Annotated in this window: 20 protein-coding genes; 7 read left to right on the top strand and 13 right to left on the bottom strand. The window is 53.1% G+C overall.

What is annotated here, in order from left to right:
- Positions 1–215: 215 nt before the first annotated feature.
- Positions 216–923: a class I SAM-dependent methyltransferase gene (locus tag MFFC18_RS09245; protein WP_075082215.1), complete on the bottom strand. Its 708-nt coding sequence runs from the start codon at positions 921–923 to the stop codon at positions 216–218.
- A 247-nt stretch (positions 924–1170) separates the two neighbouring features.
- Positions 1171–2550: an OprO/OprP family phosphate-selective porin gene (locus tag MFFC18_RS09250; protein ID WP_075082216.1), complete on the bottom strand. Its 1380-nt coding sequence runs from the start codon at positions 2548–2550 to the stop codon at positions 1171–1173.
- 339 nt (positions 2551–2889) lie between these two features.
- Between MFFC18_RS09250 and MFFC18_RS09255 the strand changes: the two genes are divergently transcribed.
- Complete coding sequence (locus MFFC18_RS09255) at positions 2890–5919, top strand: PVC-type heme-binding CxxCH protein (protein ID WP_075082217.1); 3030 nt, start codon at positions 2890–2892, stop codon at positions 5917–5919.
- A gap of 137 nt (positions 5920–6056) precedes the next feature.
- Positions 6057–7121 carry a CBASS cGAMP-activated phospholipase gene (locus tag MFFC18_RS09260; protein WP_157665015.1) on the top strand — a complete coding sequence of 355 codons (1065 nt, stop codon included), beginning with the start codon at positions 6057–6059 and terminating at the stop codon, positions 7119–7121.
- 30 nt (positions 7122–7151) lie between these two features.
- Here MFFC18_RS09260 and MFFC18_RS09265 read toward each other — a convergent pair whose 3' ends face one another.
- Entirely contained in the window at positions 7152–8453 is a 1302-nt protein-coding gene (locus tag MFFC18_RS09265) for an alpha/beta hydrolase (protein ID WP_075082219.1), read from the bottom strand.
- A 328-nt stretch (positions 8454–8781) separates the two neighbouring features.
- On the opposite strand from MFFC18_RS09265, the gene gdhA reads away from it, so the two are divergent.
- A complete protein-coding gene (gene gdhA / locus MFFC18_RS09270; protein ID WP_087149595.1) occupies positions 8782–10140 on the top strand; it encodes an NADP-specific glutamate dehydrogenase in 1359 nt (452 codons plus the stop codon).
- 62 nt (positions 10141–10202) lie between these two features.
- Here the strand turns inward: gdhA and MFFC18_RS09275 are convergent, their stop codons facing one another.
- Both MFFC18_RS09275 and MFFC18_RS24900 read right to left on the bottom strand, forming a co-directional pair.
- Entirely contained in the window at positions 10203–11165 is a 963-nt protein-coding gene (locus tag MFFC18_RS09275; protein WP_075082221.1) for a D-2-hydroxyacid dehydrogenase, read from the bottom strand.
- Complete coding sequence (locus tag MFFC18_RS24900; protein WP_157665016.1) at positions 11162–11329, bottom strand: hypothetical protein; 168 nt, start codon at positions 11327–11329, stop codon at positions 11162–11164. The genes MFFC18_RS09275 and MFFC18_RS24900 overlap by 4 nt, the downstream gene beginning before the upstream one ends.
- A 125-nt stretch (positions 11330–11454) precedes the next feature.
- Between MFFC18_RS24900 and MFFC18_RS09280 the strand changes: the two genes are divergently transcribed.
- The 3 genes from MFFC18_RS09280 (at position 11455) to MFFC18_RS09290 (ending at position 13803) form a co-directional block, all read left to right on the top strand.
- Complete coding sequence (locus MFFC18_RS09280; RefSeq protein ID WP_075082223.1) at positions 11455–12027, top strand: hypothetical protein; 573 nt, start codon at positions 11455–11457, stop codon at positions 12025–12027.
- A gap of 214 nt (positions 12028–12241) precedes the next feature.
- Positions 12242–13030, top strand: a complete 789-nt coding sequence (locus tag MFFC18_RS09285) for a phytanoyl-CoA dioxygenase family protein (protein WP_075082224.1) — start codon at positions 12242–12244, stop codon at positions 13028–13030.
- A gap of 71 nt (positions 13031–13101) precedes the next feature.
- Positions 13102–13803 carry a lysophospholipid acyltransferase family protein gene (locus tag MFFC18_RS09290; RefSeq protein WP_075082225.1) on the top strand — a complete coding sequence of 234 codons (702 nt, stop codon included), beginning with the start codon at positions 13102–13104 and terminating at the stop codon, positions 13801–13803.
- A 147-nt stretch (positions 13804–13950) separates the two neighbouring features.
- On the opposite strand, the gene MFFC18_RS09295 is transcribed toward MFFC18_RS09290, so the two are convergent.
- The 6 genes from MFFC18_RS09295 to MFFC18_RS09320 all read right to left on the bottom strand — a co-directional run bounded on the left by MFFC18_RS09295 (position 13951) and on the right by MFFC18_RS09320 (position 20251).
- Positions 13951–14886 (bottom strand): ABC transporter ATP-binding protein, encoded by a 936-nt coding sequence (locus tag MFFC18_RS09295; protein ID WP_202907482.1) that lies wholly within the window; start codon positions 14884–14886, stop codon positions 13951–13953.
- A gap of 67 nt (positions 14887–14953) precedes the next feature.
- Entirely contained in the window at positions 14954–16288 is a 1335-nt protein-coding gene (locus MFFC18_RS09300) for a coiled-coil domain-containing protein (RefSeq protein WP_075082226.1), read from the bottom strand.
- A gap of 100 nt (positions 16289–16388) precedes the next feature.
- A complete protein-coding gene (locus MFFC18_RS09305) occupies positions 16389–16973 on the bottom strand; it encodes a zf-HC2 domain-containing protein (RefSeq protein WP_084416775.1) in 585 nt (194 codons plus the stop codon).
- On the bottom strand, positions 16970–17572 hold the full coding sequence (locus MFFC18_RS09310) for an RNA polymerase sigma factor (protein ID WP_075082228.1): 603 nt from the start codon (positions 17570–17572) through the stop codon (positions 16970–16972). Before MFFC18_RS09310 ends, MFFC18_RS09305 begins: the two co-directional genes overlap by 4 nt.
- Positions 17573–17980: 408 nt before the next feature.
- A complete protein-coding gene (locus MFFC18_RS09315; protein ID WP_075082230.1) occupies positions 17981–19507 on the bottom strand; it encodes an inorganic phosphate transporter in 1527 nt (508 codons plus the stop codon).
- A gap of 69 nt (positions 19508–19576) precedes the next feature.
- Positions 19577–20251 carry a TIGR00153 family protein gene (locus tag MFFC18_RS09320; protein ID WP_075082231.1) on the bottom strand — a complete coding sequence of 225 codons (675 nt, stop codon included), beginning with the start codon at positions 20249–20251 and terminating at the stop codon, positions 19577–19579.
- Between the two features lie 118 nt (positions 20252–20369).
- Here MFFC18_RS09320 and MFFC18_RS09325 point away from each other — a divergent pair, with 118 nt between their 5' ends.
- Positions 20370–22205: a HAMP domain-containing sensor histidine kinase gene (locus MFFC18_RS09325; protein WP_075082365.1), complete on the top strand. Its 1836-nt coding sequence runs from the start codon at positions 20370–20372 to the stop codon at positions 22203–22205.
- A 209-nt stretch (positions 22206–22414) separates the two neighbouring features.
- Here the strand turns inward: MFFC18_RS09325 and MFFC18_RS09330 are convergent, their stop codons facing one another.
- Both MFFC18_RS09330 and MFFC18_RS09335 read right to left on the bottom strand, forming a co-directional pair.
- A complete protein-coding gene (locus MFFC18_RS09330) occupies positions 22415–24898 on the bottom strand; it encodes a M56 family metallopeptidase (protein WP_075082232.1) in 2484 nt (827 codons plus the stop codon).
- On the bottom strand, positions 24891–25271 hold the full coding sequence (locus MFFC18_RS09335) for a BlaI/MecI/CopY family transcriptional regulator (protein ID WP_075082366.1): 381 nt from the start codon (positions 25269–25271) through the stop codon (positions 24891–24893). The genes MFFC18_RS09330 and MFFC18_RS09335 overlap by 8 nt, the downstream gene beginning before the upstream one ends.
- Positions 25272–25406 lie beyond the last annotated feature (135 nt).

Below are 25406 nucleotides of genomic sequence, written 5' to 3' on the forward strand. Positions count from 1 at the left end.
ACAATGTAATTGGACTGCCTTTCACGGTTCAATCCTGACTTTCTGTTTGCAATGCATTGCAGATCGATTTCGCACACGAGGGGGGATGGAGGAGGACCGCTAAAGAACGCCAATGGACGCCAATACATCGCAAGAGATTGCCGTCCATGTTCCGTTGAACGATCCAAGCTTTCCTGAATCGAATGACACTTCGGGTAGATTGCGTAGTTCTCGGTTCATCCCTGACTGCTTGCGACAATCCCCTGCAACAGCATCACATTTTTCGGCGTCGTGAACTTGTGCGCTGGGCCGCCGAATCGCAAGAAAGTTTCACGCACTTCGTCGCGGTGAACGTCTGCTTCGGTGTACAAAGAGTTGAACGAGCGATTGGAAAAGCGGTCCGCAAAGTCATCCCATGAATCGAATTGCCTTTCGTCATAGTACGAGAATTGCGACATCTGCTCAAACTTCGGAGCTGCAATGTCGTGAAGCGATTGCCAGGCTGCCCTACGCTCGGCGTCTTCATCGTGGAACAGTCGCATCACCTGGTTGAGCGGACAGTCGATCGGCTCAAGCACATACAAAAATCCGCTCGGTCGCAAAACACGTAACACCTCAGCGTAGACCGCGGGAAACAGGTCGGCGGGCACGTGGTGCAATGAATACGAAAAGAAGACGCCGTCGACTGAGCTGTCGTCGCACGGAATGCTCTCAGCGCCAGTTTCGAAAAACTTGATGCCAGGAATTGGATCCGCGTCGCGATTCTTTTGCGCCTGAACGGAATCCGGATCGATCGCAATTACCTTGGCTCCCTGTTCCGCCAACAGACGAGTAAACGTCAGGTTCCCGCATCCTGCATCAACGACGACTTTGCCATCGAGGTCAACCAGCTGACGGATGACGGCCGCGTTCTTGGTCTTTCCCAGCGATTGAATTTCGGACATGAATAGTGTTTCCAATGCTCAACAGATTGTGACCAGTGTGTTCCCCGGCAGCTCTTGGCATAAGCCATTTCAATCCAAGATAAACGGGTTCAGCCTTTCAACTCAAGGCTAGGGACGACCTTGGTTTTGAACCCTGCTAGAGCCAGTTTCAAAACTGATCACCTGGTAGTGGCTGCGGCGTCTCGCCGCAGTATTTCTGGTATTGACTGCGGCGAGACGCCGCAGCCACAAGGCTTTGAAACTGCCTCTAAAAGTCCAACTGCGCTCTGACGCCAAACGTATTGGCTTCGCTGTCTCCAAGAGATAGATCTGTCAAACGAGAGTGGATGTAGTTGAATTGGAATTTGGTATTCGCATTCAAGTACCAGTTCAATCCCGCCGTGAAGTCAGTCAAACGACGGCCTTCGATACTCGCATCGTTCAAATCGATATGCGAAACACGCCCGACCAATTCCAAAGCTCCGCTGCCGCCATTTGTCGTCCAAGGGCTATGCGGATCGATTCGCCCAAACACTCCGTTCTTTTTTACGTACGGAATCTGCTCACCAGTCAGCATGTAGCGAACTTGAGCGTAGGCTCCGGGAAACAGAGCCCTTTCGCCGCTCGTGAGCAGAGCCTGAACCCAACGGGCTTCTCCCTGAATTGCCATTCTGCCCAACGCGATCGCAGATTCGAAATTCAGAAACTGAGCTTCGTCAACAGACAGCACGCCCGTGTTGACGAACGGCGTCACGCCCTCGATCGGCAAAACGCTCAGGCCCGCCGGTCCAAGGTTTGGGTTCTGTGCCAGAAAGATCTCGTTGGTACTGACCAATTGAATGTTTCCTCGACCCGGATCGTTATAGCTGTAGTCGACGCCGAAATGGACCAACCGATTCTCACCGGATTCGAACGCAATCCTGGTCAGACGTGTCGCCATTCCATAACCGCCGGTATCAGCGAAAACGTTCCCAAAGTTGTCGCTGAGAAAACGGTAGCCCGCGATGGCCCACGTTCCCGATTCATCAGGCCGGGTGTCGAACAGCATCACGCCGGTCTGCCGAAACGGAGTCTGCGTGAAAGTCACCGGTCGCTCAAGGAACGGAAGTTCGCGAACACTGGTCAGTTCTGACATGCCGAAAGGTTGGCGGAATCGACCGATGCGGAGGTTGCCCAACTTCGTGTTATTGATCTGCATCCAGACGTCAACAAATCGGGCCTGGCTTTGCGCGAAGTCGAATTCAAGAATGTACTGAATGTCTTCAGCGACAAAACCCTTCGCCGCGAGCCTTGCTCTTCGAAAACCCAGCCCATCGTTGATATCGCCCAGCGTGGCTCGATTCAAATCGTCTTGCGAAAACCAACCCGCATCCAAATGAAAGAATCCAGTTACGCTTGCCGTTGGAAACTTTTTGGAATCGTCGTCGCTGCTGATCGGGTTTGCCGGATCAGAACTGCCGTCATCGATCAGGAAAGTTTGGCTGGAAATCTCCTGAGACGACGGCACCGCTTGTGTATCGCTCAGATTCCATGTGCTCGCATTCTGGGAGGGCTGCAGCGAGTCAAAAATCTGTGCAAAAGCAAGCGTGTTGCTGCTCAGAAGCAGAAACGCCAGGCAGCTCAACCAACAAGTTTCAACGAATTTCATGACACGAACGAGGTATAATTTATGTAACAAACTGTTGGTAACTAGCAAAATTCCGTTACGTCGCAAAGAGTCCTTTTGAAAGCACTGGATTCGTGGATAGCGGTTTTGAAATGCCAAGCGTCATGCTTGAGCTGCGTTATCCAGAGAAACACCAAAGTCCGAAGTCGGCGACTTCGGTAAATTCACAAGCGCTGTCCAACCGTGCAGCCCCCTGTCTCTTTTTCGCGATTTGGCTGCGCGCCATTGATGTGTTTCAGGCGGCCCACACCGCAGCGCTCACACGACGGCTCCGCTGGACGCTAAAATGGCGGCAACCATTCGTCGTAAGGAACGTTGACCATGTTTTTTCGTATCGGACAGCAGTGCATGTCGCTGCTTCTTTTGCTTTCGTTTTGCTGCTCTGTTTCCGCACAGGAATATCCGAATACGCAAGACGAAGCCATTCCGTTCACGCCGCCGCACAAAGCGTTGGAAATGATGGACGTTCCGGAGGGCTTCGAGGTCACGCTGTTCGCGCACGAGCCCGATGTGCATCAGCCAATCGCGATGACGTTCGATTCAAAGGGCCGTTTATGGGTGGTGGAGAACTACACGTACTCGGATCGCAAAGAGAACTTCAACAACGAGCTCTTTGATCGCGTCGTGATCTTTGAAGACGAAGACAACGATGGCAAATTCGACACGCGAAAGATCTTTTGGGACAAAGGTAACAAACTCACCGGCATCGAACTGGGCCGCGGCGGTGTTTGGCTGACCGCCGCGCCCGAGTTCATCTTCATTCCCGACGCAGACCGTGATGACGTTCCCGACGGGCCTCCGAAAGTCATCCTGAATGGGTTCGAGGACGATGTGATCCGACACAACCTTGTGAATGGACTCCGCTGGGGACCCGACGGTTGGCTGTACAGTCGTCATGGAATCCAGGCGGTTTCGCACGTCGGCAAACCGGGTGCGACGATGTCACAGCGGACGCCGATGAACTGCTGCATCTGGCGCTACCATCCGGAACGCGATGTGTTTGAAATCGTTTGCGAAGGAGGAACCAATTCCTGGGGATTCGATTTCGATCAGCATGGAGAAATGTTCTTTATCAACACGGTGATTGGGCATTTGTTTCATGTCGTCCCGGGGGCTCGCTACAACCGCATGTATGGTTCGCACTTCAATCCGTACACGTGGCAAACGATCGATCAAACGGCGGACCATGTTCACTGGGGATCAGGCGAGAAGTGGTTCGACGCAAAGAAAGGTGTTGTCGGCGACGCTGGAACAGGATCCGATGCGACTAACAAAGCCGGCGGCGGACATGCTCACAGTGGCATGATGATTTACCAGGGCGACAACTGGCCGGAGAAGTTTCGCGGGCAATTGTTTACGCTGAACTTTCATGGCCGACGGATCAATCAAGAGACGCTTGTCCGCGAAGGCAATTCATTCGTCGGCAAGCACGCGCCGGATGTTTTTCAGACGGCCGATCCGTGGTTTCGTGGCGTGGAGTTGACTTACGGACCCGACGGCGGCGTGTATGTGTTGGACTGGTCGGACATTGGCGAGTGCCATGAAAACGATGGAATTCATCGAACGAGCGGACGCATTTTCAAGATTTCATACGGAACGCCGAAGAAGCCAGAGTTCGAAGATTTGGAAAAGCTTTCCGATGAAAAGTTGATCGAGCTTCTGGGGCACAAGAATGCGTGGTACCCGCGGATGGCGCAGCGGATTTTGATTGAACGAAGCATTGCGACTGCTACAGAAAACATTGATCTGGAGGCGAGGCTCGGCAGAGGCACGAGGATTTTGTCGATCGCATATGACGACGAACTGATGGCTCCCGTCCGTCTGAATGCCCTCAGGACTCTTTTCTGTATCGCGAATAGTGATGAGGCGGTACTTCAAAGGTTACCCGATTCTTCGATTGAGAGTATCCGGGTATGGAAAGTACGGCTACTTGCTGATCGTGCAAAGCAGTCAAGATGGAGTATTGAACAAATCAAAACGATGTCCCGCGATTCGTCTTCGCTGGTTCGATTGTATGTTGCTTCATCAATCCAGCGTCTTCCTCCCGCCGACGCGTTCGAAGTCGCCAAGCGGCTGGCGGCTGTCGAAACAGACATGAATGACCGAGTCCAACCGAAACTGATTTGGTATCAGATCGAACCTTTCATCGTTGGCGATTTTAACAATGCAATGGACTTGTTCGCCGCCAGCAAAAGTCAATTGCTCCGTCGCAATATCGTTCGTCGGTTGGCTTGCGATCCGGAAAAGCAGGACGAGATGTTGGAAAGACTCGTGAAGCACGCGTTGGCTGGTGAGATGCCAAACGTACAAGATCTCTTTTACGGCATCAAAATGGCGATCGAAGGACGCAAGCAAATGACAGCGCCCTCTTCATGGGCGACTCTGGTCGCCAAAGCCAGCGACTTCGACGACGATTCTGCAAAACTGATCGAAGACATCAGCCCGGTGTTCGGCGACGGACTTTCGATGGATCGCTTGATGAAGTTGGCTACGAACAAAGACGCCAACGCTTCGGCTCGACAGCAAGCGATTCTGTCGCTGGCTCAGTTTGGCGATCCGAAGACACTGTTTCCAGTGCTCAAAGGACAAGTCGGCGACCGCTTGGTCAGCCAGGCGGTCGTGAAATCGATGGCGGTCTGTAGCGAAGAAGAAGTGGCTCAACTGATCCTTCGCGAGTTCAAACGACTCACGACCGAAGGCAAACGCAACGCCATCGACACGCTCTGCAGTCGCAAGCCGTGGTCGAAACGCCTGTTGAACGCAGTCGAGAATGGCCGAGTCCCTTCTTCGGTGGTCACGGCGTTTCATGCGAGGCAGATTCAGATGTTCGACGACGCGGCGCTGACAGAAAAGCTGACGAAAGCGTGGGGCAAGGTCCGCGAAACGGATCAGGAACGATTGGCTCAGATCGCCGAACTTCGCAAAACGATGAGCCCCGAAGCGATTGCGAAGTCCGACATCGCTTCCGGCAAAAAGCTGTTCACACAACACTGTGCGACTTGCCACGCCATGTTCGGCGCAGGTGGTAACATCGGTCCGGACTTGACCGGTGCCGATCGCAAGAATTTAAATTACCTGTTGGAGAACATCGTCGATCCCAGCGCTACCGTCGCGACGACCTATCGCGCGTCGGTTCTGGCAATGGAGGACGGTCGATTGCTAACCGGTGTCGTGATGGACAACAACGGCCAGACGTTGAAGCTGCAGACGCAGGAAGAGTTGTTGACGCTGGAAGTCGATTCGGTCGAAGACATCAAACAAACGGAACTGTCCTTGATGCCAGAGAAACTGCTGGACAAGCTAACAGCAAAAGAGAAAATCGATTTGTTCGGATTCCTGATGTCAAAGTAAATCGCTGAACGAGTTCTTTACCGTTTGCTGCAATTCCGGTTTTGTTTTTCGTTCGCTCACGTTCGCACTATCCCTCCCCGTTCGCCGCATGTTATCGGCGCCCCCCTTCAGCTTTTTCCAACCATCAAGGATCGACGGTGGCAAGATTTCAAATCCTTTCATTGATCGGCGGCGGCATTCGCGGCGCGTTCGTGACCAGCTATTTGAAAGAGCTGGAACAAAAACTCGGGCGACCGATCGCGGACTGTTTCGATCTGATTGCAGGCACCTCCACTGGCGGAATCATCGCAGCAGGATTGGCCTTCGGGCTCTCCGCTGACGAAATGCATCAGTTCTACGTGGACTACGGCGCGTCGATTTTTACAGAGCGAGAACCGTATCGAGCCAAGGGACATTCCCGGTTTTGGTTTCCAGCAATGAACTGGATTTTCAAAAAGCGAACGGGCGGTAGTCTCGACGCCGCGTTTCGAGCCCGCTATTGCCCGCATGCGTTGGAAAATTCGTTTCGCAAGGGTTTCGGCGATCATACTCTTGGCGATATCAAGTGCACTCGATTGATCATGCCGGCAGTAAATTTGACTAAAGGGGAACCGCATGTTTTTCGTTCGACGCATCTGCCCAAAGCCGTCCACGACAAAGACATTCGAATCGCCGAAGCCGTGATTGCGACCACAGCTGCGCCGACCTATTTTCCGCATCGGCAAATCGGCGACAACGCATTTGTGGACGGAGGAGTTTGGGCGGCGGATCCAAGCATGTTGGCGATCGCCGAAGCAATTCGGATCCAGCAGTTTGAAAAGCAGCAAGATCCTGCAGCGTCGATCGTCACTAACGATATCCACCTGCTTTCGGTTGGCACTGGTCGAGCCGAATTTTCGCTGTCGCCTCCCGGAGACGATGCCGGCATTTTGTTTTGGGCCAGCCGAATCGCCGACGTGATGGGAACGTCGCAGTCTCAAGGCGTTCATTTGCCACTGAAGTTCTTCCTCGGAGACCGCTATCGGCACGTTAACTTTCGGATGGAAGAAAAATGGGGGCTCGATGACGTCGAGAATATCCCCAAGCTTTTCGCGATGGGAGAGCAGCGGGCGGAGGAAACGTTCGACGCGATCAACGAGGAGTTCTTGCAGCACACAACGCCCTGCTTCGTGCCGTTTGATTCCGAAGAGCATGAAATTCAAATGAAAGATTTTGGATTTTGAGGTCCGCTGTTCGGCTCCGTGACAATTCGCTTACCGATTGAATCCGGTCGCTATCTGTCGCTTCAACCGATCAGGATAGTCTCGCGGAAACTTCCAAAATACGCCTGCCGCGTCCTTGTCCAGTCCGCGCTGCGACGGAGTCTGTCCGATGATGAACGAGCCGATGTCTGAGCTAACCCAAGGATCGCGATGGAAATAGCTGTGCCCCAGCACGTTGCGGTACTGTTTGTCCGCGCGTGACGCGTCGACCATCTCGATCTTCGGCACCTTCTGCAAAAGCTCCTGCTCCCACGGATCCAGCTTCCCGACGGCTCGGCCGAGTCTTGAGTTTCCGTAAATTTTTTCCGACAAGCCCAGAGCACGATCTTTCTGCGAAGCGTAAACCGCGACTCCGGAAGTCAATTCGTAGAAGCGATCGTGGACCGCGTTGGTAAACGACATCACATCCATGTCCGGCGCGGCCAAAACAACGCGGCCGATGCGATACTTGGATCGAACCTGTTCGGCGGGCATGTCGAATTCCAGCAGCCGAATTTCTCGCAACGCATTGACCACGATTGGCGATCCGGCACTGTGAGCAATGATGGTGATCGAATCGACTTCGCATTCTTTGGCGATGTTGGAAATGATCGCGCGGAATTGCCGAGTGCTGTAGGTTGCGTTTCCTTTGTCCTGAATGTAGCCCAGCACGCGCGACTCCGACGGCCATTCGAAACTGATCATCACGCCTTTGCGGCCCATGTAGTGAAAGATCTCTCCGGCCAGCAATGTGTTGTCGATGAACTCGGTGTTATAGCCGTGGACAAAGATCGTCACGTTGCGACTTGCCGAATGTTCCATCTGGGCTTTGACGGCTTGCACCCAGGGATTCTCTCGATGGCGAACCACGTTATCCTTGACCAGCCACGGATCAACCGCCAAACCAGCTTTGCTTAATTCGAATCGGTCAAAGACGACCTTGGCTCGTTTGTGCCGTTTTTCGCCCGTCGTTTCTTCCAAAAGTTCGTCGGCGCTGAGTCCCGAACCAATGCCGACGTAAGCGATGCCCAGCGCCGGGATACGCTGTCGATCCGATCCAAACGGATCGAGTGTGTTGTTGGGATCGCGAATGTCTCTTCCGCTGACGACGAAAATCGGAGCAAGTTCTTCGGCGCTTGCGCAACCGATGCTCAGGTCGCCACCGGGTTGCGGCAAACCTAACGTCAACGCGATCGGAGTCGGCATCAGTACTCGAGAAAGCTTCCTTGCGGCGCAGCCCGAATACGCGACGAGCATGATCAATAGCCCGCACGCGATCATCATTCGTGAGCTTGGCCAGCCGCTTCGTCCCATTTCCACAATTCCTGCTTTTCGGCGGAAGTTACAGAAATTTGCGGTATTGGCCTAGACGGAAACATTGGGTGATTCGTCAATAGTCTCGAATCGACAGTTACGATCCAATGCGGTCGCTGGGCCCTCAAACCGTTCGATGGGTGCGGAATGAGCGTTGGTTGCCCGGTTCCGCTGCGGGTTAACCTCAATGGACAGGGCGGCTTCCGAAGGACGGCTCAACCTACGATTTGACTCTGAAGAATCTTTGTAAGTCTGACTGTCTGGCTGCGTCTTCCAGGAAAGCAAAACAAACGAAATGCAAAATAGATCACGGGTGAATGATATGTGGATGGCAAAATGCACAGATGTGGACTGCTTCATGGCGGGCTTGGAGAAACGAAATCCGGGGCAACCTGAATTTCATCAAGCCGTCAAAGAATTTGTTTCTACAGTTATGCCGTTCGTGCTCGATCATCCGGACTACTTGCAGCATCAAATTCTCGAACGGATGAGCGAGCCCGATCGAATCATCACTTTTCGAGTCACGTGGCGAGACGACCATGGGAACATCCGGGTCAATCGGGCGTGGCGCGTTCAGTTCAACAATTCCATCGGGCCCTACAAAGGCGGCTTGCGCTTTCACCCTACCGTAACGCTGAGTGTGCTGAAGTTTTTGGGTTTCGAGCAGACGTTGAAAAATAGCCTGACCGGATTGCCGATGGGCGGCGCGAAAGGTGGAGCGAACTTCAACCCGAAAGGCAAAAGTGACAACGAAGTCATGAGCTTCTGTCAGTCGATGATGATCGAACTGTTTCGTCACATCGGTCCCGACAAAGACGTGCCGGCAGGAGACATTGGCGTCGGGGCTCGGGAAATCAGCTATCTGTACGGACAGTACAAACGACTTCAAAACCAGTTCCACGGCGTGCTGACAGGCAAGGGGCTCTCCTTCGGCGGCAGCCTGATTCGCACCGAAGCAACCGGATATGGATGCGTATACTTCTGCCAGGAAATGCTCAACCATCGCGACGACAGCCTGGACGGAAAGGACGTTGTTATCTCGGGCTCCGGGAACGTGGCAACCTACGCGGCTGAAAAAGCGACAGAGCTTGGTGCGAAAGTCCTTACGCTTTCTGATTCGTCCGGATTCATTCACGACCCCGACGGTATCACGCCCGAGAAACTGGAATTCGTCAAACAGCTCAAAGAGGTGCGGCGAGGCAGAATCTCAGAGTACGCAGACGAGTTCTCATCGGCCTCGTTTCACGAAGGCAAGAAGCCCTGGTCGGTTGACTGCGATGTTGCCATTCCGTGTGCCACGCAGAACGAAATCAGCCTGGACGACGCGAAGAACCTGACCGACAACAACGTGCAAGTTGTCTGCGAAGGCGCGAACATGCCAACCGAGTTCGACGCCATGCATCACTTGATGAAAGCCGGCGTCATGTTCGGTCCGGCGAAGGCTGCGAACGCAGGAGGAGTCGCTGTTTCCGGGCTGGAGCAGAGCCAGAACGCGTTGCGGATGTCGTGGTCTCGCGCCGAGGTCGACGAGAAATTGCTGGGGATCATGAAAGACATTCACGAAAAATGTGTCAAGCATGGATCCACCGGCGAGCTGCCCAAAGACAATATTGACTACGTGACGGGCGCGAACGTTGCCGGGTTTATCAAGGTCGCTGATACGATGGTGGCGTATGGTGCCGTGTAGGTTTTGGCAGGCGGATGCGGATCTGAGACTGCACAAAACCGTGCAGACCCTGTTCTACGGATCTACAACACGTTGATCGGGTTGCCAGAAACGAAAGCCTGAATGTTTTCGGCAACATAGTTCATCAATCGCGAGCGGGCCTCAACCGTCGTCCACGCGATGTGCGGCATGAGCAAACAGTTCTTGGCCGTTAGCAGAGGATTGTCGGGATTGATGGGCTCGGATGTCGCCACGTCCAGGCAGGCCGCTGCGAGCAAGCCATCGTTAAGGCATTGAGCCAGTTCCGCTTCGTCAATCAGCCCACCCCGAGCCGTGTTGACCAAAACCGCGGTCGGCTTCATTTGAGAAAGTAACTTCTGGTTTACAAATCCGCGATTGGAATCCGTTTGCGGGCAATGAAGACTGACAACGTCACTGGTTTGAAAAAGTTCGTCGATGTCGCACCATGTGGCAGACTCAAAACCAGCGACTTCTTTTTTTGTCCGGCTACTGATCACAATTTGCATGCCGAACGCCTGAGCCAGTTTCGCGGTTGCTTGACCGATTCGGCCGAAACCGACGACGCCAAACTTTTTGCCCGCCAATTCCGTCAGCGGCGACAGCCAAAACGTAAATTGACCGGCGGCTTGCCAGTCTCCGCGGCGGATCGCCTGATCGTGCTCGTACGGTCGGTGTAAAACTTCCAGCAGCATCGCAAACACATGCTGAGCCACCGACTGCGTGCTGTAGATCGGGACGTTGCAAACCGTGACGCCATGTTTGGCCGCCGCGGCAAGGTCGACAACGTCATAGCCCGTCGCAGACACGGCGATCAGTTTCAGGTTCGGCAACTGGGAAAACTGGGCCTCGCCAAGCTTGATTTTGTTGATCACGAGAATTTCCGCATCGGCAGATCGCGACACGACGTCATCCGCGTCCGTCGTCGGATACCAGGAAAAATTGGCTCCCGGGATCGCGTTTTCAATCGGCGACCAGTTCTGTAGTTCGGGTTCGAGAGCTCTCCCGTCGAGCACGACAATGTTCATCCGGCAAGCACCTTCCAGGCCACGTATCCCAACCAGGCCAGCCAAATCAGCTGGAGAATTCCAAATGTGATAGCAAGCGTCATCGAGAACCCACGCGGACGAATCTCGTGCGGCGAGTCCACGTTTCCCGGGTTTTGCTGGGTTGATTTTGGTTTCTTGTTCATCGACGACCGAAGTGCTGGCATTTTCATCTGGGCGGAATTTTCGTTTCTAACAATAAAATCCGCAAGTCCCGCAAGGTTTAACACGATATCAGACCTAGCAATGCATAAACCATAAAGGACTTGCGATGTTTACCAAACGACTGACAGTTTGCTTCATGCTGTTGGCAGCGACTACCGCCATAACAAATTCGGGATGTTTTCAAGCTGCTGGCCCATCACTGGGGATATTCAGCATCCCGATTCCGGTATCGCCGTACTTCCAGAAGATTCAGGAAGACAAATACCATATTCATGAACGGTACGGACGAGTTCCAATTCTCGGCCCGGCCACCAATGGCGAGGTAATCGCTTTGGATCCTCCAAGTGACGACGAAGTCATGCGGGCGCTCGAGCGAGCCGATGCGGTTCAGGGTGGTGTTCCATTCCTGCACGAGCATCAGCGTAACAACGTTCAGATCATCAAGGAAAAGATCGCGGACTATATCGATCCGCCACGAGTTTATCCTCTGATCGGTCCGGCCCAATTGCACCACGCTCACTACAAGTGCACCGTGTACTACACCGATCGCAAGATCGTTGGGTATCCGACTCCGCACACGCTTGTCGACGAAGACGCGGTTGAAGTCATCTACATTGACCACAACCACTTCCACATGGCCGGTGATCCGGACCTTGGCGACAACAACACGCACTATTAAACCAGTGTGACAATCGAAAACGCTTCGATAGAGCCGCCTTTGCATTGGGCGGCTTTTTCTATGCGCGGCTGGAAACGGTGGCGGCGGTTCATGCCGCAGATCCGTCGCAGTCACGGCCTGAAAAGATCAAGCCTTCGGTCGATTCAGCATCGCCGGAAATTCGGGCTATGATCTACTGCAGGACAGGCTTTAAACCAGAATTTTCTGACGCGCGATGAACTCACAGATCAACGTTTCCGATTCCGATCCAGACCAGAGCGACCAAGCCGCCAAGCTTTTTCGCGAACATGGAACGCTGTTTCTGCAAAACGCATTTCCCCGCTCACTGATCCAAAGTGTGGCGGACGCGTTCGCGGAGAAGTATCTTTCGATGAGCAAGAAGGAGCTGAGAAAACGGGACGCCGTTGTCGGAGACCGTCGCTACATGGTCACCGTCGACATCAAGAAACCGTTCAACCGTCCGGAGCTCTACGCCAATCCGCAGTTGATGCCGATCCTTGAAAGACTACTTTCGCCGCATCTCCGAATCGCCAGTTTTGGCGCGGTCGTCGCATGGCCCGGAGCAGAATCCCAGCCTGTTCACCTTGACCATCCGCCGCTATTCGATCCAGCCGAACAGAACCAGTTGCTGCCGCCGTACGCCGTTACTCTCGTCGTTCCGCTCGTTGACGTGACCCCGGAGATTGGCCCAACCGCGATCTGGCCTGGTTCGCATAGCGATCCGAATCGGCTGCAGCAACTGTCGCAGTTGATGGAAGCGGCTGACTACTCTGATGCCGAGATGCCTGTGACGAAGTTGGGTGACGCCTACATGATGGACTATCGTGTGATTCACGGCGGTATGGCAAACAATAGCGATACCGTGCGTCCGATTTTGTATCTCGTCTACAGCCGGCCATGGTTTCGCGACGGTTTCAATTTTTCGTCTCAGCCATCGGTACAGATTGGCAAGAAGCAACGCAAGAAAGTCCCCGATCGTTGGCAAGGCTTGTTTCGCAAATAGAATTTCCTGTTGCGGTCATTACAAATGGTCAAGCATGGAATTCGCGGCGCGATCGAGTAAACTGTGCACCCATGTCAGACCCCTCGGATAAAACCAGACGTTCGCCTCCGATCCGATTCGCTCAGTCCATCGTGCGATGGTTCTTTCGGATCAACATGTTGCCGTATCGCATCCGCATCGACGGGATGAAACGGTATCCGCGAACGGGTCCAATGTTGGTTTGCTCGAACCACCAGAGCAACCTTGATCCATTAATCTTGGGCTGTGCTTGCCCTCGGCCAGTGAACTATTTGGCCAAGAAACAGCTGTTCAAGTTTCCGCCCCTGGGTTGGTTTTTGCGTTGGAACGACGCCATTGAACTCGATCGCGAAGCAACAGGGCTTGGCGGAATCAAGGAAACGCTCAAGCGACTGAAGAAGAAAGAATCGGTCGTCATGTTTCCTGAAGGAACCCGTTCCCGCGATGGCGAGTTGTTGCCGATCAAGCGTGGTTTCTGCACGTTGGTGAAGAAAACGAAAGTCACCATTATGCCTGTGGCAATCGATGGAGCCTGGGATGCGTTGCCCCGTCATTCGCCGTGGCCAAATTTTGGCGCTACGATCAACGTTGTGTTTGGGGATCCGATTGAGCCGGAAGAGTATGCTGATCTTTCGGATGACGAATTGACCGCGTTGCTGGAAGAGAAGATCCGGGAGTGCTTTGAGAAAGCGCGGCGGATGAAAGAGCATTGCAAGATGTTGAAGCTTGATCCGCCTGAAGAACACGGTTCGTGATTGCAGCGGTGGCATAGGCTTCCAGCCTGTGATCGATCCTTGCGCAGCTGAAGTCTCGATTGCCAACCACCTCGACCATCTATGTCGCATGCTATGTACAACATCGCATACCGGCTGGAAGCCTATGCCACCGAAATCTGCACCGGATCAGGCTGGCAGTACCTGAAAATACCCATCGGTTTCCACAACCTTCAGCGGCACATCGAACAGTTCGCTGATCGTTTCATCGCACAGCAAATCAGCCTTTGGTCCGGCCTGCATCACATCGCCGTTCTTCATCAGCACGAGATGGCTGACTTCTGGTGGAATCTCGTGCACGTGATGAGTCACGACGACCAACGTCTTGCCCGACTGCATCAGACGCCTGGCCGTTTTGAGATAGTGAAAGATTCCCGGAATGTCCAAGCCTGAAGTCGGCTCGTCAAAGACAAGCGTCTGCGGGTCGTGAACGAGTGCTCGGGCCATCAGGAAGCGACGCTGCTCACCGGTCGACATCGCCGCATAGCGTTTGTCACGCAACGAATCGATCTGCAGTTCGTTCAGCAACGAATCGACACGATCTTTCTGTTGCTCGTCGACGTGTAAATGGTCCGGAATGCCAACAGTGCTGTAGAAACCCGAGGCCACCACATCAAAACCGTTGACGTCATCGCGATATGAATGCTGCAAGTCCTGGGATACGATCCCCAGTTGTTTCCGCAGCTCCCAAACGTTCCAGCGACTTTTGCCGAAAATCTCAACCACACAACCCGGCGTCGGATTCGGGTAGATCTTTTTTGTGATGATCCGCATCAACGTCGATTTGCCAGCGCCATTGGGCCCCAACACTGCGGTACTGCAGTTGGAGGGAATGCTAAGGTTCAGCCCGTCGAAGACTTTGGTCGATCCACGCCAGGCGATTGCGTTTTGAATTTTTATCAGGTCCATCCCCACATTGTGCTGCCCGGACGCGTCGTGGAAAGGGGGAGTCAAAGAGTTCAGCAATCGAGACACGTTCTCGCCGCCCCAGCCAAACACCACCGGCAGTGTGATCGCAGCGAAGCCAACGTTTGAACCACCGTAGCGCATGAAAAAGCGAAGCAAGAGTCGGTTGGGGCTCTCGCTTCGCGATCACGCACAGAAACGGCGTGGGTGTTCCGGCGTGAAAAGGCTACTTCTGGTCCTTCTTCAGTTGCTGGATCTCCTCCCGAAGCTCACGGATTTCGCGACGCATTTTTTCGATCTCGGACTCCTTCACCTCAAGGCTCTCCTTCTCATCCTTCAGCTTTTGATAGATCGCTTCCAGGCTATCCATTTCGGATTTCGCCTTGTCCGCTGCCATTTTCTTTTCAGCTTTCTCTCGCTTCGCCTTCACCATCGCCTTACGCTCTTCCAACATCTTCATGCGAATATCTTCCTGAATCTTCCGAGCCAGTTCGACCTCTTGCAAAGACTTTTCCTGAGAGCTACGGGCTTTCTTCTGAGCACCGCGAGCCATCTCCTGAACGGCACGAGCTTTCTCAAGTGCGCGAAGTGCATTTTCCTGGGCGGCTCGCGCTTTATGTCCCGTTTCCACTTCCTGTTCCAGAATGTGTTGCTGCTGCTTCAGCTTCCGAATCTCACGGGCAAGCTCTTTCTCGTTCGACGCTGACAACTCATCTCGAAGCTTGAGCACGATCGCCTCGATGTCTTCCTCGTCCAGATCTCCTTTTCGTTCCAACAACGCCGTCATCCGGCCCAGCTTCTTGTCCGCATCTTTTTCCAGTTGGTTACGCTTCTTTTCAATCGACTCCTGCAGCTTTGCAACCGCTTCATGCACGTTCTGAGTGCCGCGACGATGCTTGCCCGTGACCACGTCAATCTTCAGTCCTGAGATGCCGCCATCAAGTTCGTGCTCGAGCGATTCAAGAGACTGTTCGATCGCGCCACCGACGATGTCGCCAAGTTCATCCAGACTATCGAAAGGAGCATCATCGAGTTCGCCAAGGCTGTTTTTGAGTGCTCCCTCGATCAATTCTCCCAGCGGCATATCGCTGAGCATTTCAAGATTGTTTTCCATCAACTTGCCGAGTTCAGCGCCTTTGATTTCGCCGGCTTCAAGCTTCTCGCTCCATTCCTCCCAGCGGCCAGAATACTGCTCGGCCCACTCTTCCCAATCCTCTTCTGTTTCCTCAGCCCAGCGTTCCATTTTGGATTCGAACTTCTCAGCCCATTGCTCCCACGCGTCGGCATGCCGCTCCGCCCACGCTTCAAGCTCTTCACTGCTCACCTCAATCAGACTCTCAATCTGCTCTTCGTCGATCTCCAGCTCATTGCCGTTGATAACGATTCGAATGCCGTCTTCATGTTCGTGCACATGTTCATGCTCTTCGTCCTCTTCCTCTTCATCGATGACCACCAGCTCAACGGTTTCGTCTTCCTCCTGAGCGACCGAAGTCGAAGGAAGCTGCATTGAGGGATACATCGCCACCAGCGACAGAATCAAGTATCGGAACGTATGTTTCATCGTGAATCTCCACGTAAAAATGGGGTGAATGTTTGGTGGTTGAAGTCCATCGTCCGGCGCCGAATTCGGCAATCGTCTCAAGGTCTCGGCAACGGACGCTTCATTGTTGGTCTTCGAACTGCTCGACGCGTTTCAGCATCGCTTCGATCTGATTTTCAAACCGGGTACGATCTTCCGGTCCTGTGTTTTCCAGCTGTTTCAGTTCCAGCTTGAGCGAACGCAAGTCCATGCCCAGTGTGCGTAGCATCAATTCCTGATCCCGTTGTTGCTGATGATTGATGCGGTTAAGGTCTGTCATTGGTTTGACGAACTGTTCCGGAGTCAGTTGCTCGGCGGTCGCTTGCGGAGCCGAATGCGTTGTCACCAGAAACAGGCCGATCATCAACGCCGCAACGCCTGCCAGGGGGATCAGGCGCCAAACGGACATCCAGTTTCTGATCGACTGCTTCTGACGAGTCACAACGAACGTTTCCGTCAGTGTATTTTCGCGTTCCTCGCCAGCGAGAGTTTGCAATGAAATCGATGCGTCGAGTGTCACGAACTCAGCTCGCAGCCGCCGACAGGATTCACAGCCTTCCAGGTGACCGTTGACCAGCAACAGTTCGCTGGCGGAGAGTTCGCCATCGATCATGGCACTGACCAGTGGCTCGAAATCTTCACAGGTTTGATTTGATAAGTTCATCATTGCGTCTCCAAAAGACCTGACTTTTTCAGCTCTGCCTGCAGCTGTTTTCTTGCGCGAAAGATCCAAATGCGAACCTGGTTCTTTGTCGCCGAAAGCACTTCTGCGATCTCTTCGTAGCTCAGCCCTCCGTTAACTTTCAGTTGCAACGAATCAGCCCACTCGTCCGGTAAATCCAAAATCGCCTGGTTGATCCCGGATTCCAGTTTTTCCAGGCCCGAATCCGAGAGCCCGCCGTCACTCTGTTTAATCACATGTTCGTCAAACGGTTCAAACTTGCGGCGACCATGCTTTCGCAACTGATCCACCGAAAGGTTTCGCACCGTCGTGAACAGAATCGCTTTTGCCGCTGATTCGCTACTCACCGCCGCGATCGTCCTTTTCTGAATCAACTTGCAAAATGCTTCCTGTGTAACCTCTTCCGCATCCGCCCAGCACTGAACCAGCGACATCGCATATCGCGTCGCTTGATGCGCATACTGGTCGAAGAATCGTGCATCAATCGCACACGATTCACCAGTTTCCGTTTCAGGATTTGGCTCGGCGGTTTCGGACACGAATTCCTTTGCGTCACTCATCGCCGATTCGAACGGCATCGACATCGGTGTTCCATGTAGGGGCTCTACTGAAAGAACGATCCACTTCGAAATCGTCACAGAGATATTTTGAAATACCCACAGAAACGCTGAAAGTTGCACGTAAACGCCGTTTTTGCCACAACCGGCAGGGTGCCGCTTCGGCAGTTGGCCGCTTCAACAATCGACCGTATCAGCCGGGCGCGCAGATGTGCGAGCAAAACTGCATTGGCAAATTCGCCGAAGGAGAGCTTGGGGCGAAGTGTGTACGCCCTTTAGTGTCACTGCGCGAACACTTGTATCTGGGCGTCGAAACCGCCGATCGACTCGATCACGCACGATTTGGCTTCGAACTTGTTTCGAGATTTGTGACCGCGAAAGCGAACTTGCTCAAACAGTCGCACCGAATCGAAACCTGCCGGTCCGTCCTGATAGCTAGGTCGCCAAATCCGTCGGCGCTGCAATCGTGTCGATCCAGCTGGAATCAATGAAGATCAATTTCAGGATGAAGTAAAACAACATGCAAAGTATTGCACCTGCCGGGATCGTGATCGCCCAACCCGCAAGGATGTCTCGCATTGTTTTCAAGTTCAAAGCGTTAAGTCCACGGGCGAGTCCAACTCCAAGAACGGCACCAACCAATGTATGGGTCGTCGAGATCGGAAGTCCAATCGGCAATACTGAGGCCAGCAGAATCGTGATCGCCGCAGCGAACTCCGCGCAAAAACCGCGACTGGGAGTGAGCTCAGTGATCTTCTCGCCAACCGTTTTGATAACTTTCCAACCCCACGTCGCCAATCCAATCACGATGCCGAAACCGCCCAACAGCAATGCCCAGGCTGGAGTGCTGGAGGTCTTGGAGATCGCATGTTCGGTAACTGCCTGATAGGCCGCTGATAGCGGTCCGATCGCGTTGGCGACATCGTTGGATCCGTGGGCGAAAGCGACCAGACAGGCTGTGAATATTTGCAGCACACTAAAAATCTTCTCGACCTGTCGTAGCTCATCAGAATCGGTGTTCGTCGTAATTCGCTGGAGCGTCAGGTCCTGCATCGATCGGGCTTCGCTCAGCAGGCTGGAGGCTTTGTCTTGCAGCTCACCAGCCGAATTGATCTTCACACGTTGCAGGTGCTTGATCGTCTTGGCCAAAGAGCGTGAAACGTCAGCGTCCAGGATCGGGTTGTTGCCCTTGGCCCCTTCGTCAGATTTCGAAACTGAATTACGCAAGGCCAGTTTCGTAATAATGAATCCAATCAGCCCGAGGACCGCTGCGATACCGGCAATGCTCAGCATGAAGAAAGGCTCTTGAGGATCCATTTCGAGCCTCTTCCACATCGGCTTGAGGCCTTTGTAGCAAGTCAGTCCCGTCATGACGAACATCAGGATGAAAACCAGTCGCGGTGCAACGAGCCGCGCTGCCGCGACCGGGTTACGTTTATAGAACACCGTTTTCAACAGCACCCCAAACACGATGTAAGCGACAGTTGCCGAGATCAATGGAGAAATGACCCAGCCCGCGCTGATCAAGCCAACCTGGTTCCAAAGTACACCATTGTATCCGAGAGCCAGGACTCCAAATCCAACCACTGCACCGACGATCGAGTGTGTTGTCGAAACCGGCCAGGACATCCACGTCGCAATCAGCAACCAGGTTCCGGCAGCCATCAGCGCCGCGATCATCCCGCAAGCCAAAATGTAGGGGGCGTGCTCCGGCGAATACGCATTGGCAATTTCCATCGGATCGAAGATGCCTTTGCGGACCGTCTTCGAGACATTCGAACCGACGATGTACGCGCCTGCGAACTCAAATACGGCCGCCAGAACGACAGCCCATTTCAACGTCAGTGCTCCGGATCCGACAGAAGTTCCCATAGCGTTGGCCACATCGTTGGCTCCGATATTCCATGCGACATAGAAACCGCAAACCAGAATCAGGCCAATCAATACGTATTCGACACCCATTTGGCGTGGTGACCTATTTTGAAGAAGTAAGTTTGTTGTGGTAAAAAGTGTGCAGCTGTTTCTGCAAAACTATTTCATGCTGAGCGTTCGTAGCACTCGATCGGCAAGGTTTTCCGAAGAGTTGCTCAAACGGCTCAGGATGCGTGTGACCCGCATCCAAAGATGGAACTCGCCAGCCGTAAAATTGACGTCATGAGCGTACAGCTTTTTGAGCAAGCTCATCTGCACAACGTCGGCCTGGTGTTCTGCAAATGCGGCATCTTTTGCCATGCTGCGAATACGCTCTGCTTCAGTGCCGCCAAACCCGGCTTCGATCAGTTCGTCCAGCTGACCAATAATCGATGCAGCGATCGAACAGGAGTTAATGTTCAATTCAAGGAACTTGTCAAAGTCAGGCCGAATGTCTTCCGGAAACGGGAGCTTTCGAATCGTCAAAACTTTGCAGACGTCCTCAGCCGTATCAGCGAGAGAATCTTGCAGTGAAAGAATCTCCAACACCTCGCCACGATCGATCGGCATAAAGAATCTCTTGAGCAATCGCTCTCGAATGTCATCCTTGATTTGATCCGCCTGATGTTCCAGCTGCGAAACTTGCTCGGTTAAATCTTCGATAAGCTCGAACTGCCCACCCTTGACGGCGTCAAACACCTCGGACATCTTGACGATACACTTCGCCACCTGGTCCATGTGTTGCTGAAGCTGGCCAAACGGCGACCTGCCAAACAGTTTTCCAATCGTACTCATATCAGCGTTCTTCAAAACTTCTTGTTCTGTCCGATTTGATCATAGTGTTAAGAAAACTTAACAACCAGTGGCAAATTCAGAACGTCCCGATTGCCTCCATATCGACGAGAGCAGGTTTGTGAGAATCCCTCGTGTTTCGCGACGCCTTTTGCTTGGTTATCTGGTTTTGCATCTGTTCGCAGCCGGTATTTTTGTACTTGTTTTGACGCAATTGGTCCGCAATCAGATGTTGCGTGACGCGCGGTCTCAGATGAGAGCAATGACGACGATGCTGGCCGAGCACATTCGTGAGCTTGATGGCGGCATGGATTCCGCCGGTTTGCCGAAACATGTGGAACTGATCGGAAAGAAAACACAGATGCGGTTCACGCTCATCGCAGCCGATGGAGTCGTCATCGCGGATTCAGATACTGGGACTCGGGATATCGGTTTGCATGGAACCCGTGAGGAGGTTTTGGCCGCCAGTCGGGATGGAGTCGGGTTTTCGCAACGACACAGCAATACGCTGAACAAATCGATGATGTACCTCGCTCGCAAGTACACCTCGACACAGACGGACCAGACTGATCGAAGCGAGTCGCAAAGCGATGGCGCTGCCGAGGAATTGGAAGGCGGATTCGTACGAGTCGCCTTTCCGACGGCTTCGATCGACGAATCGGTCGAAGCAGTCCAGAGTTACGTATGGACGTTTGCGATCATTCTCGGGGCTTTCACAGCCATCGCCATGATGTTTCTGGCGTCGCGGTTTTTGCGTCCATTGGCGCTATTTTCCGACACGGCCAGAAAGATCGGCGAGGGTGTCTACGAGGGAATGCCCAAGATTCACCATCAGGAGGACGAGTGGGGAGAACTGGCCGAGGCTTTCCAGCAAATGCAATCGGAACTGAGACGCCGCGAAAGTCGACTGGTGGAAAACAGCCAGCGACTGGAAGCTGTTCTCTCGAGCATGATCGAGGGTGTTCTGGCGCTGAAACCAAACGGTGAGGTAATGCTGGCCAACGGCGCTGCTTGTCGAATGCTGTCAATTGAGCGCGAAAAGTTGCAAGGCCGGATGTTGGACGAGGTGGTTCGAATTCCTGAGCTCTGGCAGGCGGTCCAAAAGTCACAGCGAGACCGAACGTTTTCCAAGGCCGAGTTCAAGACGATTGGCGATTCCAGTCGTACGTTGAAAGTCCGCGTTTCCATGTTGGCCGATGAAGAAAAGCCCGGCGTCGCGGTCGTGCTGCACGACGTCACGGAGCTTCGGCAGCTCGAAACTATGCGTCAGGACTTCGTTGCCAACGTTTCGCACGAACTCAAAACGCCACTGGCTTCGATCAAAGCCTACGCCGAGACATTGCGGATGGGAGCGCTGCACGATGAGAACAAGAACGTTCAATTTCTCGAACAGATTGAATTTCAGGCGGATACGCTCAACCAGCAGATTCAGGATCTGCTGCAACTGGCTCGAGTTGAATCCGGCGAGAAAACGTTCTCGATCTCGGACATCGATGTCAACTTGATCTGCGAAACGCTGCATCGCCAGTTCCTCGACGCGGCGCTGGGTCGCCACCTGGAACTGCATCTGCAACTCGACCAGCCCAGTCCGATGGCGCGGTGTGATGTGGAGGCGATTGAAACCGTGGTTAAAAACCTCGTCATCAACGCGATCCACTACACGCCCGAGGGAGGCCGCGTTTCCATTTCGACCAAAGCGGAAGGTCGCTGGGTCGTCGTCAGCGTCGCGGACACCGGGATCGGAATCGCGAAAGAGCAACAGGCTCGCGTGTTCGAGCGGTTCTATCGAGTCGACAAAGCTCGCTCTCGGGACATGGGCGGAACGGGGTTGGGTTTGGCGATCGTGAAGCACCTGACGCAAGCATTCGGCGGATCAGTTACGCTCGACAGCCAACTTGGGAAAGGCAGCAAGTTCCATGTGCGCCTGCCACGGTCACGAAACGTTGACGCTGTGTGAGCTTTCATTCGCACCGCTTTGTAGACCTCTGTTATCCGAGTTCACAAGGTCGCGATTTTTTGAAAAGCCGCGAGCCGAAGCGCGCACAATTCAATTGGTAAGCGGGTTGTTTCGAACGTTTCATGCGACGTCGAAAATTCCACTGCTCATTCGGGATCGTCATTTTCGACCATAAAGTCAGTTCGAAGTCGCGCCCGCGATTGTCCCATCTATTTCGACGGGGGATTGTTGGGAGTTATCAGCGTCAGGATCGCTTTCCCATCAGGAACTTCACGTGACGGTTCGTGGACCAACAACAACGACTGACCAAACTTCATTCTCAGCCCCGTGTTTATTCGATGAACCTGAAATCCGGAGGTTTCGCTAAAGCCCGAAAGTGCCAGATCGGAAACAGAGAACTCTGCGTGCACTTCCATGACAAAGCTGTCATCTTTCACTTTGTGCGCCGAAACGTTGATGGAATTCCCAATCTTGAATGGCTTGCGACCATTGCGAGGATGTTTTGGAGGGAATTCTACTCCATGAGAGAATTCGGCCTTTTGTTCGACGTTGGCGACAATGATTGGAGCATCAGTCAGTTGAGCGACCCCGCTTGCCGCCAGTACCGCCATCGTTTTTTCCGACGCATCGCCAGAACGAATTCCAATTCCGATCCCGTTATTGCGTGCGGCCAGAATGTCATTTTCATTCAAGAAGAATTTTGAAGGCAAAGCGTATTTTTCACCCGGACTGTCGGGCACATGAATACCCTGTTCGCGAAACTTTCTCATCGATATTTCATAACATCGAATTTTATACACGATCGGCTGGCGGCAAAATTTCGTCGTGTTTACATCTAGCTTCGAATTCTTCTCCACAAACCTGATCATCTTTCTGGCAGCAGCCTTGTCTGGCTCGTCTCCAAGCAACATAACCTCGCCATCTGTTTCACGAAGGTTCACCTTTGTTTGCGGAAACCGTTTGGTGAAGGCTTTCTGCAATGCCGATTTCTCAGCAACAACTGTGGCCAGAATGGTTTCCGGGGACTCGCCATTGAAGCCGATGGTTACGGTGGTTGTGCCAGGCGATTTAGCGACGAACTGTAGCTTGGACGAAGTAACTGGAACGACGTCAACGATGGCGGGGTCCTCCACCAATACGCTCGGCACGCCTTTGCCAAAATCAATGAGGCGCGTAGCACTGGACTCGATGCTGATTGGTATGTGCGATGACAAAAGGATGCCATCAGATGCCATGCCCGTCTCAAAGTTGCGTGGTGCGGGATAGTGTCGAGCCCGTTTCAAATATGCGTTTGACTTTATGTCTGCCCATAGATCACATTCTGTGTCGCCTCGTAGCATCGCCCGGAGCTCGTTGGCGTACAGATCTTGAATTTGCGGTGAATTCGAAAGTCGCACAATCGGCGGTTGCTCGCTCATGGAAGAATTGCGTCCGAACGGTTGCGGCCAATCGCTGTTGCGTGGAAGCGGGTTGGGCTGTGTTTGAATAAGCCGAGTGTCATCGGAGGTATCGTCAATTGCGTTGTCATCTTCCGATCGTTCAGTGCCAGCAGTCTGTCCCGATGCTGTTGGCGGAGTGGATTGGGCCGCTGTATACCCAGCAGCCAACAGCAAGGCCAACAGGGTTGCGCCAAAAACTTTTCCCATCCTGGTTGATCGTTTTGGTTTGAGAATCATTTCAATCCTTTGAGTGATTTCGCTTTTGTTTGAACCAATGAATCCATGAGCAAGAACGCCCGGAATTCGACTTTCTCTGTCTGAAAACTGCGCCAGCTTTAAAATTGTTTCGCCATAGAGTCGCTCGGAGGTTTGGAACTCCGGAAGACGAACGACAGCAGCGTCGCATGAAATTTCGCGATGCAGACCAATGCGATTGATCGCCAACCTTGCCAATGGGTTAAACCAGTGCAACGCTCCAATCAACCATGCGGCAAGTTGAATCTCGCTATCAAAACGTCGAACATGGATCAGTTCGTGAGCCAGTACTAATTGCAACGCTTCAACTGAAAGCTCGTCAATGCATTTACCAGGAAGGAGGATTTTCGGACGAAACATCCCGGTAGTTGCAGGCGTCTTTATGTGGTCCGAGACCAGCAGTTGAACCGGCCTCATGATTTGAAGTTTGCGTTTCAGTTGCAGAAACAATCTCGACGCATCGGGAGCAATTTGAGCGGCCGGAATCGAGTTGCTAACGATTTGTCGAAGTTCAATCCATGCAACGAACAGCCTTCCAGTCAAGACAAGCAATCCAATCGACCAGACTGACACGACGGCGGTTGGCCAGATTGATCTCTGTGGAATAGCACTAACCACTGGGGCTGTAGCTTCGATAGGCGTTTCGGCGACATCCAACCTGTTAGTCAAAAGAGGCAGGTGTTGCGGGGGTGCAACCGTCTGGAACTCAACCTCCAAGACCTGCTCTGTCGATGGTCGTGTCGAAGCAGCTTGTATCAGGTTCAGAATGCTAGTCGGACTTGCCGGAACCCAGACCAATGCGAAACGGAGCAGCACAACCAGCCAGAGGCAATACAGGAAACGACAGGACGATGTTCGGTGCAAAATCCTGTTCACAACCAAGCCGGCGACAACGATCAAGCTTCCAATCAGGGACGCGTCGAGCAACCCAAGGAACCAGAGATGCGAAGGCTGCACGAGAGGTGCGTATCCGGATTGCTGCAGAAAGGTCTCAATCATCTTTCGACTCCTTCTGCTCCAGCAACGATTTCAGTTTTTGGATATCTTCGGCAGAAAGTTGGCTGGCTTTTACAAAGTGAGTCAGCAACGGACCGCTCTGACCGTCGAACACGGAAGTTAGAAATGAACGACTGGCATGCTTGACCGTTGAGTGCCGTGTTATCGCGGCACGGTACAGATAGCGATTGCCATCTTCCTCGAAATTCAAAGCGCCCTTTTTGACCAATCGATGCAAAAACGTGCGAATCGTCGCCGGAGTCCATTCCGTTGTTTGCGTCAATTGTTTGATGATTTCACTGGCGGTCGTTGGCTGGGTATCCCAAATGATATTCATTACTTGCCACTCCGCGTTTGAAATGTCAGGTCGGTCCATCGGAAGTTTCAAGAAGTGTTTACGTTTGTAAATGAGTGTTTACGTTTGTAAATGGTATTTGTCGCATACGCAACGTCGGTTTTCAGCATTTTTTTTGCCAGCGAATTGAGTTGCCAGCAAGTTGGCCCATCTTTT

The sequence above is a fragment of the Mariniblastus fucicola genome (assembly GCF_008087665.1).
Classification (GTDB): domain Bacteria; phylum Planctomycetota; class Planctomycetia; order Pirellulales; family Pirellulaceae; genus Mariniblastus; species Mariniblastus fucicola.